This is a genomic window from Simplicispira sedimenti, from assembly GCF_022760965.1.
In the GTDB taxonomy this organism is placed as follows: domain Bacteria; phylum Pseudomonadota; class Gammaproteobacteria; order Burkholderiales; family Burkholderiaceae_C; genus Simplicispira; species Simplicispira sedimenti.
The window spans coordinates 202,170-215,895 of the sequence record NZ_JAKVIJ010000001.1 but is presented as its reverse complement, the minus strand read 5'-3'; the positions used below and the strand labels follow the sequence as shown (position 1 = coordinate 215,895).

Genomic DNA, 13,726 nt, shown 5'->3' with positions numbered 1-13,726 from the left:
ACTCCGTTCAGCTTTGCACGCATGCGCTGGAGCCCCATACACTGGCTACTTGTCACGCGTGGAGTCGTCAATTGCGCATCTTGTTGGTGGAGGATGATCGCCCCCTGGCCCAGGCCGTGCTGGGGTACTTGCAGGCCAAGCAGTTCAGCGTGGACTGGGCAGAGAACCTGCAGCAGGCGCGCGCCCTGGTGGCCGTGACGCACTACTCCGCCGTGCTGCTGGATCTGAACCTGCCCGACGGTGAGGGCCTGCAACTGCTGCCCGCGCTGGCCAGCACCGCCGCCGCGCAGGAGTCGCGTCCCACGGTCATCGTGGTCACGGCGCGGGACCAGGTCAGCGACCGCATCCGGGGGCTGGATGCGGGTGCCGATGACTACCTGGTCAAGCCCTATGACCCCGAGGAGCTGCTGGCGCGGCTGCGCGCGGTGGAGCGTCGGCGCGGTGCGCAAAGCAGCTCCACCGTGACCCGCGGCGAGGTGCAAATCGACCTGGCGCGCGAGGTGGTGCGCAATGGCATGGTGCCGGTGGTGCTCACCCCCAAGGAATGGGCCTTGCTGCGCGTGCTGGCCAGTCGCCCCGGCCAGACCTTTACGCGTGAGCGTTTGCTGGAGGCGCTGTACCAATGGGATGGCGCCAGCGACAGCAACACCCTGGAGGTCTTCATCAGCCGCCTGCGGCGCAAGCTGGGCAGCGATCTGATCGAAACCGTGCGCGGCACGGGCTACCGATTGATGGCGCAATGAACCGCACCCGTCCTCCTGCGCGCGCGCAGAGCCTGGCCCAGCACCTGAGCCGCACGCTCATCCTGGCGGTGGTGGCGGTGTGGCTGGTCAGCACCGGGCTGGTCGCCTGGTTTGTGGACCGCCAGATCCAGCACAACTTTGACGTGGAACTGGTGGAAAGCACACACCGCCAGCTCTACCCCGCGCTGCTGGATCTGAAGCTGGCGCGCCGCGCCGATTCTGCAGGTGCCTATGTCGCCGTCGATGAGCGCGGCGAGCCCCTGGAGCCGCAGGTCACGGGTGAGGTGCCCGGCGACTACCGCGAAGAGCCCTTGCTGCTGCAATTGCGCGACGCACAGGGCGGGGTGCTGCTGCGTTCCCCGGCCGCGCCGGGGGCGCCGTTCGCTGCACCCCTGCAGGCCGGATTCTTCGATACCCCCGAGTACCGGGTGTACAGTCTTTTTGATGCGCCGCACCGTGTCTGGTTGCAACTGGCCGACCCGCTGGAAGAGCGCAACGAGGCCAGCGAGCGCACGCTGCTGGGCCTGGTGGCTGTGTTGCTGGTCATGCTGCCGGTGCTGGCCTGGCTGATCCATTGGATCGCGCGGCGCGAACTGCACAGCGTCAGGCGCCTGCAGCAGCAGATCACCGCCCGCAGCGGCAGCAACCTGCAGGCGCTGGACCTGGCCCACATGCCGCAGGAGCTGCGCGCGGTGGGCGACGGCGTCAACCAGTTGCTCGGGCGCCTGGGCGAAGCGCTGAATGTGGAGCGTTCCCTGGCCGCCAATGCGGCGCACGAATTGCGCACCCCCCTGGCCCAGGTGCGCCTGCGCCTGCACACGGCCCTGGACCAGGCGCAGTTCCACCACAACAGCCCCGGTGCGACCGACGGCTGCGTGCCCGAGACGAAGTGCGCGCTGCCTTGCAGTCGCTGGAGACCCTGAGCCACCGCACCGAGCGGCTGCTGCAACTTTCGCGCGCCGAAGGCGCCGATCTGGCCCATTTCGGCCGCGTGAACCTGGTGCAGTTGGCCGAACAGGTGGCGCAATCGTTCTGGCAGCAGCCCCAGGCGCAAAAGCGCCTGGACTGGTTGGCGCCCGACACCGACACGCCGGTCTGGGTGCAGGGTGACATCGACGGCCTGGCCATTGTGCTGCGCAACCTCATCGACAACGCGCTGCACCACACCGATGCCCAGGTGGAGCTGGAAGTCCAGCCCGGCGAGCGCCCCGCGCTGGTGGTGCGCGACCACGGCAGGGGGCTCACTGCGGCGCAGCTGGAGCAAATCCAGTTGCGCCATGCACGCATCGGCAGCCAGCACATCGGTTACGGCCTGGGCATGTCCATCGTGCGCACCCTGGCCGACAAGCATGGCGCCGAACTGGTGTTCAGCTCCCCGCCTGCGGGCTGTGCGCAGGGCCTGGAGGTGCGGCTCGTTTTCCCCGCCGCCGCTGGGTGAGAGCTGCGTACCCGGCGCGGGGTCCAGCGTGGACTATGGCAACGCTGAACAAGTCCCTCGCACGTCGCCCACGCCACGCCAGGCGGCCTCCTGCACCTCCAGGGGCAGTTCGTGGGCCAGGGCGGTGTGCTCGCGCTCGTGGTGGTGCTCCAGCACGTGGCGCAGTGCGTGCGCGGCGTCCAGCAGCATCAGCACCGCGTGGCGGCGTCCGGACTCGTCCTGCGGTGGCTGCTGCGCGACGGCCTGCACACGCTCCCGGTATTCCTCGGCCAGCAGGGCGATGCGCTCATGCTCCAGCAGGTACACGCGCGCCGCCCAGCGCGCACCCGCGGGCACATGGGGCAGCAGGCGGGTGTTCTCGATGGCGATGTGTTCCTGCAGGCCACCATGCCATTGCTGCAGGTGCTGTAGTGCGCTGGTGAAGTCCGCGCCCGCCACGTCGAGCAGGTGGGCGTGCAGCAGGGCATCCAGCCGTTCATGCTGGCGCTCGAAGTGACCGGGGTTGGGGGCGTGGGACATGGTGCGCTGGGTGGGGCTGTGGTGCACGCATTTTCTCAGCCCGCAGCCACCCCACCCGCCGCATGCCCGCGTGTGAAGGCTTCCTCGAACACCGAGTAGCCGGACCAGTCGCTGTGCGCAAACGCCAGCCGGTCTGTGGTGGGCGTGGGCAGCCAGGGCGTTTGCTCACCATTCGATAGCGCTTTGCGCTGGGTGGATGGGCGCTGGAGGCCAATTTGGCTCATGAATTGCAGTGTTCCAGGCACTGGGATGGACATGGCGTGGCCATAGCGCGTGATCTCCACGCGCGTGGCGCGGCGTGCCAGGTCCGGGTGGGGCGCGCCCAGGGTGGCCAGTGCGGCGTCGGCCCAGTGCGTCCAGGGCTGGGTGGCCAGTTGTTCACGGGCCTGCGGCTGGTCGCCCAGCGCCTGGTAGTAGCTCAGCACGGTGGGGCCGGCCAGCAGGGCGCCGGTGTTCAGGCGCTGGTGGCCGGCATCCACATAGCCTAGGCCGCCGGGGTTGGCGTCCTGGTAGAGCACGTTGTCCCATGCGGGGGCGGCACCAGGGCGGTCTTGCAGCGGCGCGTCGAGGTGGATGTTGGCTACCAGCCAGGGGGCCCATTGCAGGCGCTGGGCGGCGGCCTGCAGGAAGGCGGGTGCGGGCTGCACCACACGTGCCGCCACGAACACCGGCAGCGCCACAACGCAGCGCGGCGCCTGCCAACGCTCGACCTGGCCGCTGGCGTGGTGCAGCGCATCCACCTCCACACCGTGGCGCCCCTCGGCAATGCGCAGCACGCTGCAGCCGGTGCGCAACTGACCGCCCGTACGCAGCGGTGCGGCCAGGCGCTGGGTGAGCCAGCCGTTGCCCTCGGGCCAGGTGAGCACGGCTTCGCGCGCTTCGTCCACCGGCTCGCCAGGGGCATGGAACCCGTGGCGGCTGGCAAAGTAGTGGATGCCCGCCCTGGCCGACACGCGCGCCGTGCTGGCGCCGTAGTCGTCGCGGCAGCAGTAGTCCAGGTACCAGCGCAGGTGCGGGTCGTCGTAGCCGTGGCTGCCCAGCCAAGCTTCAAAAGTAATAGCATCCAGCGCTTGATGGATGGGCGTCAGAGGTCTTTTTGCCTCCAATGTCTTGAGCATGGGCATGGCAAATCGGGCCGACTGCATGAGCGTCTGCACCTGCCGTGCAAAGCGCTGGTACTGCGCCAGCGTGCTGGGGGGCACGCCCTGTACGGGCAGCAGGCCTTCGTGCCATTGGCCCTGGAAGTACAGCCGCTCCTGCGGGCTGTGGCACAGGTGGCGCTCGTCGTACTGCCAGCGCCCGGCCACGCGCTGGCGCAGGCCCAGTTCTTCCAGCAGGTCCTGCACCTCGCGGGCGTCGTCGCCCGGTACGGGCAGGTAGTGCGCCCCCATGGGGCAGGGCACACCGTTCACCGCACTGCCCCGGCTGTTGCCGCCGGCTTGGTCTTCCAGCTCCAGCAGCACAAAGTCGTTCACCCCTGCCAGGCGCAGCGCCCGCGCCGCCGCCAGCCCTGCCACACCGCCCCCCGCAATCACCACCTGCGCACGCCGCACCAGCCCCGGCGCAGGCAGCGCGCCACGCGCTAGCAGGTCGCGCACCTGGTGCCCGCGCTCCAGGTCGATGCCCGCAAAGCCCCCTTGCAGCGCCCGCGGCGCTGGTTCACACCCCGCCGACAGCAGCGCCGTGGCGGCCGAGGTTGCAGCGGTGAGGAACTGGCGGCGCTGCATGGCTTCAGCAGCCCAAGCCCAAGTCCAAGCCCAAGTGCCGGTGGCAGTGCCCCTGCTGCACAAAACCGGCGCGACCCAGCCCAGGGCTCCCGCGCAAGGGCCGCCCCGCCGCGCCGGGAGCGTCCCCCCTCCCGAGTCGCGCAGCGATTCGAGAGAGGGGGGAAGGCGCGCAGCGCCACAGGGAGGTTTTCACTAGTGTTTTCCCCACTCGCGCTCAAAGGTATGCACCAGCGCCTGGTTGGACAGGCGGTTGACCTCGGTGGGCACGCGCGCCATGTCCAGTGGGAAGTCCAGCAGCAACGGCAGCGTGCCCAGGGTCAGGAACTTCAGGCCGTCCGGCAGCGCCTCGGGCAGACGCCATGGCCTGCGGCTGGCGATGATGAAGCCCCATTCGCCAAAGCTGGGCACATGCGCGTGGTAGGGCGTGGTGCGCAGCCCCACCGATTCGATGGTGTGTGCCACGGTCCAGAAGCTTGCGCGCGCCACCAGGGGCGAGGTGGTCTGCACCACGGCGTAGCCGCTGGCAGCCAGGCGCTGGTCCAACAGGGCGTAGAAGCTGTTGGTGTAGAGCTTGCCGATGGCAAAGTTGGTCGGGTCCGGAAAGTCCACCACGATCACATCGAACGTGTCCGTGCCCTGCTGCAGCCAGCCAAAGGCGTCGGCGTTGACGATGTGCACCCGCGCATCGCGCAGCGCATCGCCGTTGAGCTTGCCCAGCCGGGGGTTGTCGCGAAACTGTGCGGTCATGGCGGGGTCCAGCTCCACCAGCGTGACCGACTCGACCGTGGGGTACTTGAGCACTTCGCGCACCGCCATGCCGTCGCCGCCTCCCAGCACGGCCACCTTGCGCGGCCCGCCATGGGCCGCCATGGCGGGGTGCACCAGCGCCTCGTGGTAGCGGTACTCGTCGCGCTGGGCAAACTGCAGGTTGCCGTTGAGGTACAGCCGGTGCCCCGCCAGGCCGTGCGTCACCACAATGCGCTGGTAGGGCGAGGTGGTCGAGAACACGATGCGGTCCTGGTAGAACCGGTCCTCGGCCAGCGTGGTGATCTGGTCGGCGCCCACCATGCCCGCCGCGAGCAGCCCCACCACCAAGGCGCAAGCGGCAATGTGCTCGCCCAGGCGGTGCAGCTCTTGGCGGAAGAGCCACAGCGCCCACACGGCCACGGCGGTATTCATCAACCCGAACAGCAGGCCGGTGCGGATCAGCCCCAGTTGCGGCACCAGCAGCAACGGGAAAGCCAGCGACACCGCGAGTGCGCCCAGGTAGTCGAAGGTGAGCACCTTGGACACCAGGTCCTTGAGCACCACGTTGCGCTTGAGGATGCGCATGACCAGCGGGATCTCCAGCCCCACCAGCGTGCCCACCAGGAACACCATGCCGTACAGCAGCAGTCGGAAGGACCCCGGCACATAGGCGTTGGCCAGAAACAGCGTGGCCGGCAGTGCACCGCCCACCAGCGCCACGAGCAGCTCGATGCGCAGGAAATGGGCAGGCAACTGCCGCTCGAAATAGCGCGACAGCCACGAACCCACGCCCATGGCAAACAGGTAGGTGCCGATGATGGTGGAGAACTGCAGCACCGAGTCGCCCAGCACATAGGAGGCCAGGGCGCCCGCCGCCAGTTCGTAGATCAGCCCGCAGGCCGCCACCACGAAGACGCTGGCCAGCAGCGCGACTTCGATGGGGCGGGGGCCGGTGGCAGTCTGTGGTGTTGAGGAGGGTGCGGAAGCGTTCAAGGAGCGCGCGGTTCAAGGCCGTGCTGCGCCGAGGTAGCGCGACACGGTAGGCAGGGCCGTCAGTGGATCGCCGCCGCCACGATGATGCTGATCCCCAGGCACATGGCGGCGACCACCATGGCCAGGGCCTTGTTCTGGTTCTCCACGATCTCGCGCCACAGGTCGTAGGGCGTGATCTTGTCCACCAGGATGAAGCACAGCCAGAAGATGACGACGCCGATCAGCGCGTAGAGCATGGACCCGAGAAAGGCTGCGGGCCGGAGCCATTCGATTCCCATCATGTGGTGTTTCTCCTCTTGAAGTTACTTGTGGCTGCCGCCGCTGGAGTAGCCGCCCCACGAGCCGCCGGAGCTGCGCGAGTAGCTGCTGCCTGATGAACCCGAGCAGTCGCTCAGGATGATGAGCACGATGAGCAGGATGACCGCGATCAGGATCACCGTGCCGCAGCCCGCGCCCTTGGCCGCCACAAAGGGGCCCACGTCGTCGCGCTGGAGCAGGTCTTTCTTGTTCTCCAGCCCGAAGGCCTTGGCCACGGTGTCTGCCGAGAGCTTGTCGCCGCTGGACCAGGTGACCTCGTTGGCGCCTTGCTCCATGGACAGCAGGCCCTTGCTGCTGGCGAAGTCGCGGTTGCTGGTTTTCTGCCCGCGCGTGACCTGCCAGTAGAACTCGCCCAGCACGTAGGTGGTTTCGGCCTCGTAGTTGTACTTCAGGTCGTACTTGGTGCCCATGTAGGTGGCACTGCGCCCGTTGCCCGACAGTTGCGGTGCGCCGGTGGTGGGGCGTACAAAGCTCCAGCCGTCTTCGGCGTCCACCAGGAAGGCGAAGCCGCGCTTCTGGTTGTAGAGCAGGTATTCGTTCCAGCCAAAGTGCTCGTCGTCGCCGGGCTCCACGCCCATGCGGTGCTGGAAACCCACCACCTGCCAGTGCACGCCCTTCAACTGGCCCTTGGTGCCCAGCGCGATGAGGGGCTGCACGGGCTCGTCCTGCTCGGCCGAGCGCAGTTCGCCGCCCACGCCGCTGTCCAGGCTGATGATGCTGGCGCAGGAGCCGCAGGTCAGGCTCTTGGTGCTGGCGAGCTGCACCTGCACGGGTGCGCCGCAGTGCGGGCAGTTGAACTGGCGGCCTTTTTCGTCCTTGGCCGATTCGTCCTTCAGGCCTTGCAGCTGGAGGTCTTCGAGCAGCACCGCGCGGCCGCGCTCCACCTGCGGCGGCTGGCGGCTGTAGTCGATGGAGAGCACCTCGCCGTCGCTGCTGCGCAGCTCGACCATGCCGAAGGGCTCGCCCAGCGGGGGCAGCTTGGGCAGTTCGCCCTGGGCCGAGATCAGGCTCGCCTGGCCGCTGAAGGCCACGCTGTAGGGCTTGCCGTTGATGGCGGTGGTGCTGCCCACGCGAAAGCGTGCGGCCTCGGGCAGCTCGCGTCCGGGATCGATGGGGCGGGTGAAAACGTAGGCGCCGTTGTCCTCGCCCAGGCTGGCCATGGTGCCGTCTTCGAGGAAGGCGATCCATTCGGTCCAGGTGCCCGCCTCGTTCTTGAACTGCAGGCGGCCGATCAGCGTGAAGGGCTGCTCCTTGCCGCCCTCCGTGACACGCCCGCTGGCCATGAGCTGCAGCGGGCTGTGGTCGTCGAACAGCTCGGCCATCTTGCCGATGCGCGAGAGCACCTCGCCCTGGCGCACCACGGTGCTCTGGCAGTAGCCGCAAACGGCGTGGGTGGACTGTGCGCTGCGGAATTCAACCGGCGCGCCGCAGCCTGGGCAGGGCGCCCGGTAGCTGCGTTGGGTGGGGCTGGTGGCCATGCTGGGGGCTGCTGCTGGCGCCGCGCGCTGCGGTTTTATGAGGTTTTTGGCCTCTGGCGCTCATCCCTCCTGCGCCAACAGCTATTGTTTTTATAGCGTTTGCCTACACCAGCTTTTTGAGCAGTTCGGCCTTCTTGGCGTCGAACTCTTCCTGCGTGAGGATGCCCTTGGACTTGAGATCGCCCAGCTTCTCCAGCGTGGCCATCACGTCCTCGGGCTTGACGCCCAAGGCGGCTGCGGCGGCGGCCGGGGCTGCCGCAGCGGCTTGTGCGGCCTGGGCTGCGCCGCCCTGCAGGCCGGCCTGCAGGTTCTGCGCCAGCACCTGGCCCAGGGCCACACCGGCGCCCAGGCCCATGGCATCGCCCGCGATGCCGCTGCCGCCGCCACTGGCTTCGGCAAATTTGGGGATGGCCTGCGCGGTCTGGTATTGCATGAACTTGGCCATGTCGTTGCCGACCATGCCCATGCCGATCTTCTGGTCGAGGATCTTCTGCAGCTCCTCGGGCAGCGAGACGTTCTGCACCGTCAGGCTCTCGATGACGAGACCGATCTTGGCAAAGTGGGGCGCCAGCTCCTTGGCCAGTGCGTCGGCAAACATCACCTGGTTGGCCGCAAGGTCCAGGAAAGGCAGGCCGCTGCCCGCAATGGCGTTGCTGATGTTCTGCAGCACCATGCCGCGCAACTGGCCTTCCAGGTCGCCCACGGGATAGCTGTCGCGCGTGCCGGATATCTCGGTGTGGAACAGCTTGGGGTCGGCAATGCGGTAGGCGTAGTTGCCGAACGCACGCAGGCGCACCGCGCCGAAGTCCTTGTCGCGGATCGTGATGGGCTGGGGCGTGCCCCACTTCTGGTCGATCTGCTGGCGCGTGCTGAAGAAGTACACGTCGCTCTTGAAGGGCGACTGGAACAGCTTGTCCCAGTTCTTCAGGTAGGTCAGCACCGGCAGGGTCTGCGTGGTCAGCTTGTAGGTGCCGGGGCCGAACACGTCGGCCACCTGGCCTTCGTTGACGAACACCGCCATCTGCGACTCGCGCACCACCAACGTGCCGCCGTTCTGGATTTCCATGCCCTCCATCGGGAAGCGCCAGGCCAGCGTGCCGTCGCCGTCCTCGGTCCACTGGAGGATGTCAATGAACTGTTTCTTAATGAAGTCCATGAGGGCCATGTGTGCTCCCGTTCGCAAAGAAAGTGGGTAGAGGGGCTAGGGCCTGTTCACACTATTTTTGCATCTGGCAAAAATAGTGTGAACAGGCCCTAGCCATCATAGCAACGGCCCGAGGCACAGGGAATGCGGGCTTGCGCGATCTTTCGTGACGGATTGCACAGCATCCAGGGTATCGCCGCCATAGGCAGATTCGATAGCGCATGCGGATGATAATCGTTATCATTGAGTCATGCCGCTACGGCAGAACCCAACGCCACAGGAGGCCGCCATGACCCGCATCCGCCGCGCAGCCCGCGAAAACAAGACCATGCTGATGAAGACCGGCAGCTACTACGTCGTGCACGTTTGCGTGGCTGCGATGGTGGCCTACGCCGTGACGGGCAACCTGTGGGCAGCGCTCACGCTCAGCCTGTTGGAGCCCACGGTACAGGCCGTGGCCTTCTTCTTCCACGAAAAAGCCTGGGACCGCGCCGGGCGCAAGGCCCAGGCCGAAGCCTTGGCGGCGCAGGCCGCGCTCACGCCTTCACATTGAGCAAGCTGCCGAGCGTGCGTTCCTGGGTGCGCAGCACCTGCACGCTGGCCTTGAAGGCATAGGTGGCGGACATCTGATCCACCACCTCCTGCTCCAGTGCCACCCCCGTGCCGGGCGCGCGCTGCACGCTGGCGTCCACGCCGCCCTGTTCCGCCCGCGCCGCCTGGCTGACCACGCTGCGCCGGAAATTGGGCGTGTTCATGTTCGCCACGTTGTGCGCAGAGGCGTCCAGCCGCATTTGGGCGGCCGACAGACCTGAGGATGCGATGGAGAGCAAGGAGGACATGGTGTCAGCTTATCGGCATACCGGTGGAAAAATCAAGCGGATATTCGATGTTCAGCCTGGATCATCGGATTTCTGCCAGCCGCAGGCGATTGCCCGCCTTCCAGGCAATCCAGGCGCCTTGTTCCGTTGCTGCCGTGGTAGCCGGGCCTTGGTCAAGCTCCAGCCCAGCGGGGCTGACCGAAAGCCAGTGGCTTGCGCCGCTGCGCGAGAACAGCACACCCAAGCGCCGAGATGCCGTGCGGTCGTTGGCCTCCTGCTTGCTTGGCCAGTCGCCCCAAGATGCCAAGACGATGGAACCTGCGCAAGCCACAGAGACAAACTTGCCACTCTCGTCCAAGGGTTGGATTCCCGGTGAGGTGATTTGCGTGTCCACCTCGGTCCAGCCGGTGCCATCCTGGTTATACGACAGGTGTGCATCGTTGGTGGTGCTGTGGTGGCCCAGCCAGCGCGTGCCCCCGCTGCGGCAAAAGCTGGGATCGAAAGCGTTGGACATCGCAGACCCTGCACCTTCCAACGTGCCTGCCGGGGTCACCTGGGCTGACCAGAGCGCGACCGCCATGCCTTGTGCGCCAGCACGATGGTCACGCCAGACAATTTCTGCGCCTGTGCTGGCGCTGCAGTGCAGACTGGCGCCCGAACTGCGGATGTCGCTGCGTATCACTGGGGGCAACCATTGCGTGCCATCAAACAGCACCAGCACCAATGGACCATCGCTTTCAGAGGGCTGCGCTGACCAGGCGACCACGCGCCGCAACTGCCCCTGGACGCTGTACACGCAGGCTGTGGGCAGGGGAGGCCCCGCAGGCCGGTCGCCCAGACGCACGGGGTCGCCCCATTGCTGCCCGCCATCCGTACTCACGCGGGCGCGCATGGCGTTGCCTGCCAGATCTGCGTAAACGACCAGTAGCTGCTGCCCCTCGCCTGCAAGGGTTGCACCGCCAGCGCCTGTGGCCAGCGGAGTTTTTTGGGTTCCAGAACTGCCCCATCGCGTAGCGAAAAGTGTGCCGTCTTCCGCGTGCAAGGTGACAGGCACATCCGCAATGGTCAAGCCACGGCCATTGGTCAGCGGAACCGAGATGCTTTGGGCGGTAGTGATCAGCTCACGCATGCTGACCTGGGGCGGATCAGAGGGTGCGGGGCCTGAAGGCGTTGTTGGCCCACCTGGTCCTGTGGGGCTAGGTGGCTCAGGCGCCGGGGCAGACCCCCCACCACACGCATGCAACAGCAGACTCAGCGCCAAAACGAAAATACGCAGCATGGCAACCTCCGCAGTGGAGGCCAGTGTAGAGCCGCCTCTGCTGGTCGTGCAATAGCCTCTGCGCCGATTTCAGGAGTGTGCCGCCAGCAAACACTGCGCAAAGGCCTGCGCCGCGCGCGGCGGCTGGGGCGAGCGGCGCAGCACGCTGACGAACTGGCAGCGGTAGAAGAACTGCGCCGGCTGCACGGCCTGCATCAGGCCTTGGCGCTCGAAGGCCTCGGCGTAGTGGTCGGGCAGGAAGCCCAGGTAGCGCCCCGAGAGGATCAGCGTGGCGATCGACTCTTGGTCGAAACCCGTGGCCTTGCGCGGCAGGCGCGCGCCGTGGCTCAACTCCATGTTGGGCGAGTGGTAGCCCAGGCCCGCGAACTGCCAGGCGCGCAGGCTGTCCCAGTCCAGGCCGGCGTGGTCCTGGCCGAACAGTGGATGGCGTGCGCCGCAGTAGAGCAGCATGGTTTCGGTGAACAGGTTGGCGTACACCAGGCTCTGCGAGCTGCGGTGCGCCGGGATGATGCCGAGGTGGAAGCTCCCGTCCATCAGCCCGCGCTCGATGGCGGGGATGGCGGCCACGTGCATTTGCAGGCTCACGTCGGGGGCCTTTTCGGAAAACAGCGCGATGGCCTCGCCGATGTGCGCCGCCGGGTTGCTGGCCGTCTTGTCGAACACGGCCACCTCCAGCCGCCCGCCCATGCGGCGGTGGATGTCGTCAATGCTGCTGCGGAACGCATCGACCGCGCTGAGCAGGCGCAGGGTTTCGTCGTACACGCGCTGGCCCTCGGGCGTGAGGGCAAAGCCCGCACGGCCGCGCCGGCACAGCGTCAGCCCCAGGCGCGTCTCCAGGTCTTTCATGTGGCGGCTCACGGTGCTGGTGCCGATGTTCAGCTCCAGCTCGGCGGCCGACAGGCCGCCGCACTCGGCCACGCTCTTGAACACCTGCAGCAGGCGCAGGTCCATGTCGCTGAGCTGGCCGAGCACGGCGCGCTCACGGGTGGGGGGTGGTTTTACTTGCATAAATCATCAAGTAAACATTGATATTTGAGTATTTGAGAGATTAACACTTGTCGGAACAATGGCGGATTACAAGCCATCCGGCCGCCGCACCCGAACCAGGAGACTCCCATGAGCTTTGTCCACATCGAACAACCCGCCACCGACGCGCCGCGCCTCGATGCCGCCTGGCTCGACGCCCACTGGATGCCCTTCACCGGCAACCGCAACTTCAAGGCGAATCCGCGCATGGTGGTGGAGGCCCAAGGGGCCTACTACACCGACAGCGAAGGCCGCAAGATCTTCGACGGCCTCTCGGGCCTGTGGTGCTCGGGCCTGGGCCATGGCCGCCGCGAGATCGCCGAGGCCGTGGGCCAGGCCGCGGCGCGGCTGGATTACGCGCCGGCTTTCCAGTTCGGCCACCCGGCCTCGTTCGAGCTGGCCAACCGGATCAAGGACCTCACGCCGGCCGGGCTGGACTACGTGTTCTTCACCGGTTCGGGTTCCGAGTCGGCCGACACCTCGCTCAAGATGGCCCGCGCCTACTGGCGCGCCAAGGGCCAGGGCACCAAGACGCGCCTGATCGGCCGCGAAAAGGGTTACCACGGCGTGAACTACGGCGGCATCTCGGTGGGTGGCATCGTGGGCAACCGCAAGCTGTTCGGCCAGGGCGTGGAGGCGGACCACATTCCCCACACCCAGCCGCCGGCAGGCACCTTCCAGAAGGGCATGGCCGAGGACGGCGGCCGCGCGCTGGCCGACAAGCTGCTGGACGTGATCGCCCTGCACGACGCATCCAACATCGCCGCCGTGATCGTGGAGCCCTTCTCGGGCTCGGCCGGCGTGGTGATCCCGCCGAAGGGCTACCTGGAGCGCATCCGCGAGATCTGCACGCAGAACAACATCCTGCTGATTTTTGACGAGGTCATCACCGGCTTTGGCCGCTGCGGCACCTGGACCGGGGCCGAGGCCTTTGGCGTGACGCCCGACATCCTGAACTTCGCCAAGCAGGTCACCAATGGTGCCCAGCCCCTGGGCGGCGTGGTCGCCAGCAAGGAGATCTACGACACCTTCATGGCCGCAGGCGGCCCCGAGTACATGCTGGAGTTCCCGCACGGCTACACCTACTCGGCCCACCCCGTGGCCTGCGCGGCGGGCAACGCGGTGCTCGACATCCTGCAGAAGGAAGACATGCCCGGCCGCGTGAAGGCGCTGGCGCCCTACTTCGAGAACGCCGTGCACGGCCTGAAAGGGGCAAAGCATGTGGCCGACATCCGCAACTACGGCCTGGCGGCGGGCTTCACCATTGCCGCGCTGCCGGGTGAACCGGCCAAGCGCCCCTACGAGATCGCCATGAAGTGCTGGGACAAGGGCTTCTACGTGCGCTACGGTGGCGACACCATCCAGCTCGCGCCGCCCTTCATCAGCACCCAGGCCGAGATCGACCGCCTGGTCAGCGCGCTGGGCGACGCGCTGCACGAAACCGCCTGAACTCCTGTTTTGATAGCTGCTGGCGCTTGATGAATAAGCGCTAGAGG

At 67.1% G+C, this 13,726-nt stretch carries 14 protein-coding genes; 5 read left to right on the top strand and 9 right to left on the bottom strand.

Annotation, left to right across the window (positions count from 1 at the left end; genetic code table 11):
* Positions 1 to 71 precede the first annotated feature (71 nt).
* The 3 genes from MJ602_RS00985 to MJ602_RS00975 are packed head-to-tail and all read left to right on the top strand — an operon-like array spanning position 72 to position 2,181.
* Complete coding sequence (locus MJ602_RS00985; protein WP_162014716.1) at positions 72 to 743, top strand: response regulator; 672 nt, start codon at positions 72 to 74, stop codon at positions 741 to 743.
* A complete protein-coding gene (locus tag MJ602_RS00980; protein WP_243019031.1) occupies positions 740 to 1,666 on the top strand; it encodes a sensor histidine kinase family protein in 927 nt (308 codons plus the stop codon). The genes MJ602_RS00985 and MJ602_RS00980 overlap by 4 nt, the downstream gene beginning before the upstream one ends.
* Positions 1,633 to 2,181, top strand: coding sequence for a sensor histidine kinase (locus MJ602_RS00975; RefSeq protein ID WP_243019030.1), 549 nt, complete (start codon positions 1,633 to 1,635; stop codon positions 2,179 to 2,181). Before MJ602_RS00980 ends, MJ602_RS00975 begins: the two co-directional genes overlap by 34 nt.
* Before the next feature lie 33 nt (positions 2,182 to 2,214).
* Here the strand turns inward: MJ602_RS00975 and MJ602_RS00970 are convergent, their stop codons facing one another.
* The 6 genes from MJ602_RS00970 to MJ602_RS00945 form a co-directional block, all read right to left on the bottom strand.
* The gene (locus MJ602_RS00970) at positions 2,215 to 2,700 is read right to left on the bottom strand and encodes a hypothetical protein (protein ID WP_243019029.1); all 486 of its coding nucleotides are present in this window, start codon (positions 2,698 to 2,700) and stop codon (positions 2,215 to 2,217) included.
* A 35-nt stretch (positions 2,701 to 2,735) separates the two neighbouring features.
* The gene (locus MJ602_RS00965) at positions 2,736 to 4,427 is read right to left on the bottom strand and encodes an FAD-dependent oxidoreductase (protein WP_243019028.1); all 1,692 of its coding nucleotides are present in this window, start codon (positions 4,425 to 4,427) and stop codon (positions 2,736 to 2,738) included.
* A gap of 192 nt (positions 4,428 to 4,619) precedes the next feature.
* Complete coding sequence (locus MJ602_RS00960; protein ID WP_243019027.1) at positions 4,620 to 6,167, bottom strand: polyamine aminopropyltransferase; 1,548 nt, start codon at positions 6,165 to 6,167, stop codon at positions 4,620 to 4,622.
* Positions 6,168 to 6,226: 59 nt separating this feature from the next.
* The gene (locus MJ602_RS00955) at positions 6,227 to 6,448 is read right to left on the bottom strand and encodes a DUF350 domain-containing protein (protein ID WP_162014721.1); all 222 of its coding nucleotides are present in this window, start codon (positions 6,446 to 6,448) and stop codon (positions 6,227 to 6,229) included.
* 21 nt (positions 6,449 to 6,469) lie between these two features.
* Entirely contained in the window at positions 6,470 to 7,963 is a 1,494-nt protein-coding gene (locus MJ602_RS00950) for a DUF4178 domain-containing protein (RefSeq protein ID WP_243019026.1), read from the bottom strand.
* Positions 7,964 to 8,066: 103 nt separating this feature from the next.
* Positions 8,067 to 9,128: an SPFH domain-containing protein gene (locus MJ602_RS00945; protein WP_243019025.1), complete on the bottom strand. Its 1,062-nt coding sequence runs from the start codon at positions 9,126 to 9,128 to the stop codon at positions 8,067 to 8,069.
* A gap of 268 nt (positions 9,129 to 9,396) precedes the next feature.
* On the opposite strand from MJ602_RS00945, the gene MJ602_RS00940 reads away from it, so the two are divergent.
* Positions 9,397 to 9,660, top strand: coding sequence for a DUF2061 domain-containing protein (locus MJ602_RS00940; RefSeq protein ID WP_162014724.1), 264 nt, complete (start codon positions 9,397 to 9,399; stop codon positions 9,658 to 9,660).
* On the opposite strand, the gene MJ602_RS00935 is transcribed toward MJ602_RS00940, so the two are convergent.
* From MJ602_RS00935 to MJ602_RS00925, 3 genes are all read right to left on the bottom strand, one after another.
* Positions 9,644 to 9,946, bottom strand: a complete 303-nt coding sequence (locus MJ602_RS00935) for a flagellar basal body protein (RefSeq protein WP_162014725.1) — start codon at positions 9,944 to 9,946, stop codon at positions 9,644 to 9,646. The two genes, MJ602_RS00940 and MJ602_RS00935, sit on opposite strands and share 17 nt — an antisense overlap.
* A 61-nt stretch (positions 9,947 to 10,007) precedes the next feature.
* On the bottom strand, positions 10,008 to 10,817 hold the full coding sequence (locus tag MJ602_RS00930; protein WP_162014726.1) for a hypothetical protein: 810 nt from the start codon (positions 10,815 to 10,817) through the stop codon (positions 10,008 to 10,010).
* A gap of 456 nt (positions 10,818 to 11,273) precedes the next feature.
* Positions 11,274 to 12,212, bottom strand: a complete 939-nt coding sequence (locus tag MJ602_RS00925) for a LysR family transcriptional regulator (RefSeq protein ID WP_243019024.1) — start codon at positions 12,210 to 12,212, stop codon at positions 11,274 to 11,276.
* Between the two features lie 108 nt (positions 12,213 to 12,320).
* Between MJ602_RS00925 and aptA the strand changes: the two genes are divergently transcribed.
* Positions 12,321 to 13,679, top strand: a complete 1,359-nt coding sequence (aptA, locus tag MJ602_RS00920) for an omega-aminotransferase AptA (protein ID WP_243019023.1) — start codon at positions 12,321 to 12,323, stop codon at positions 13,677 to 13,679.
* Positions 13,680 to 13,726: the final 47 nt, after the last annotated feature.

Excerpts from the sequence above, each read along its gene's own strand:
- MJ602_RS00980 (WP_243019031.1), top strand. The coding sequence starts at position 740 with ATGAACCGCACCCGTCCTCCTGCGCGCGCGCAGAGCCTGGCCCAGCAC.
- MJ602_RS00970 (WP_243019029.1), bottom strand. The coding sequence starts at position 2,700 with ATGTCCCACGCCCCCAACCCCGGTCACTTCGAGCGCCAGCATGAACGG.
- MJ602_RS00965 (WP_243019028.1), bottom strand. The coding sequence starts at position 4,427 with ATGCAGCGCCGCCAGTTCCTCACCGCTGCAACCTCGGCCGCCACGGCG.
- MJ602_RS00955 (WP_162014721.1), bottom strand. The coding sequence starts at position 6,448 with ATGATGGGAATCGAATGGCTCCGGCCCGCAGCCTTTCTCGGGTCCATG.
- MJ602_RS00950 (WP_243019026.1), bottom strand. The coding sequence starts at position 7,963 with ATGGCCACCAGCCCCACCCAACGCAGCTACCGGGCGCCCTGCCCAGGC.
- MJ602_RS00945 (WP_243019025.1), bottom strand. The coding sequence starts at position 9,128 with ATGGCCCTCATGGACTTCATTAAGAAACAGTTCATTGACATCCTCCAG.
- MJ602_RS00940 (WP_162014724.1), top strand. The coding sequence starts at position 9,397 with ATGACCCGCATCCGCCGCGCAGCCCGCGAAAACAAGACCATGCTGATG.
- MJ602_RS00935 (WP_162014725.1), bottom strand. The coding sequence starts at position 9,946 with ATGTCCTCCTTGCTCTCCATCGCATCCTCAGGTCTGTCGGCCGCCCAA.
- MJ602_RS00930 (WP_162014726.1), bottom strand. The coding sequence starts at position 10,817 with ATGCGCGCCCGCGTGAGTACGGATGGCGGGCAGCAATGGGGCGACCCC.
- MJ602_RS00925 (WP_243019024.1), bottom strand. The coding sequence starts at position 12,212 with ATGCAAGTAAAACCACCCCCCACCCGTGAGCGCGCCGTGCTCGGCCAG.
- aptA (WP_243019023.1), top strand. The coding sequence starts at position 12,321 with ATGAGCTTTGTCCACATCGAACAACCCGCCACCGACGCGCCGCGCCTC.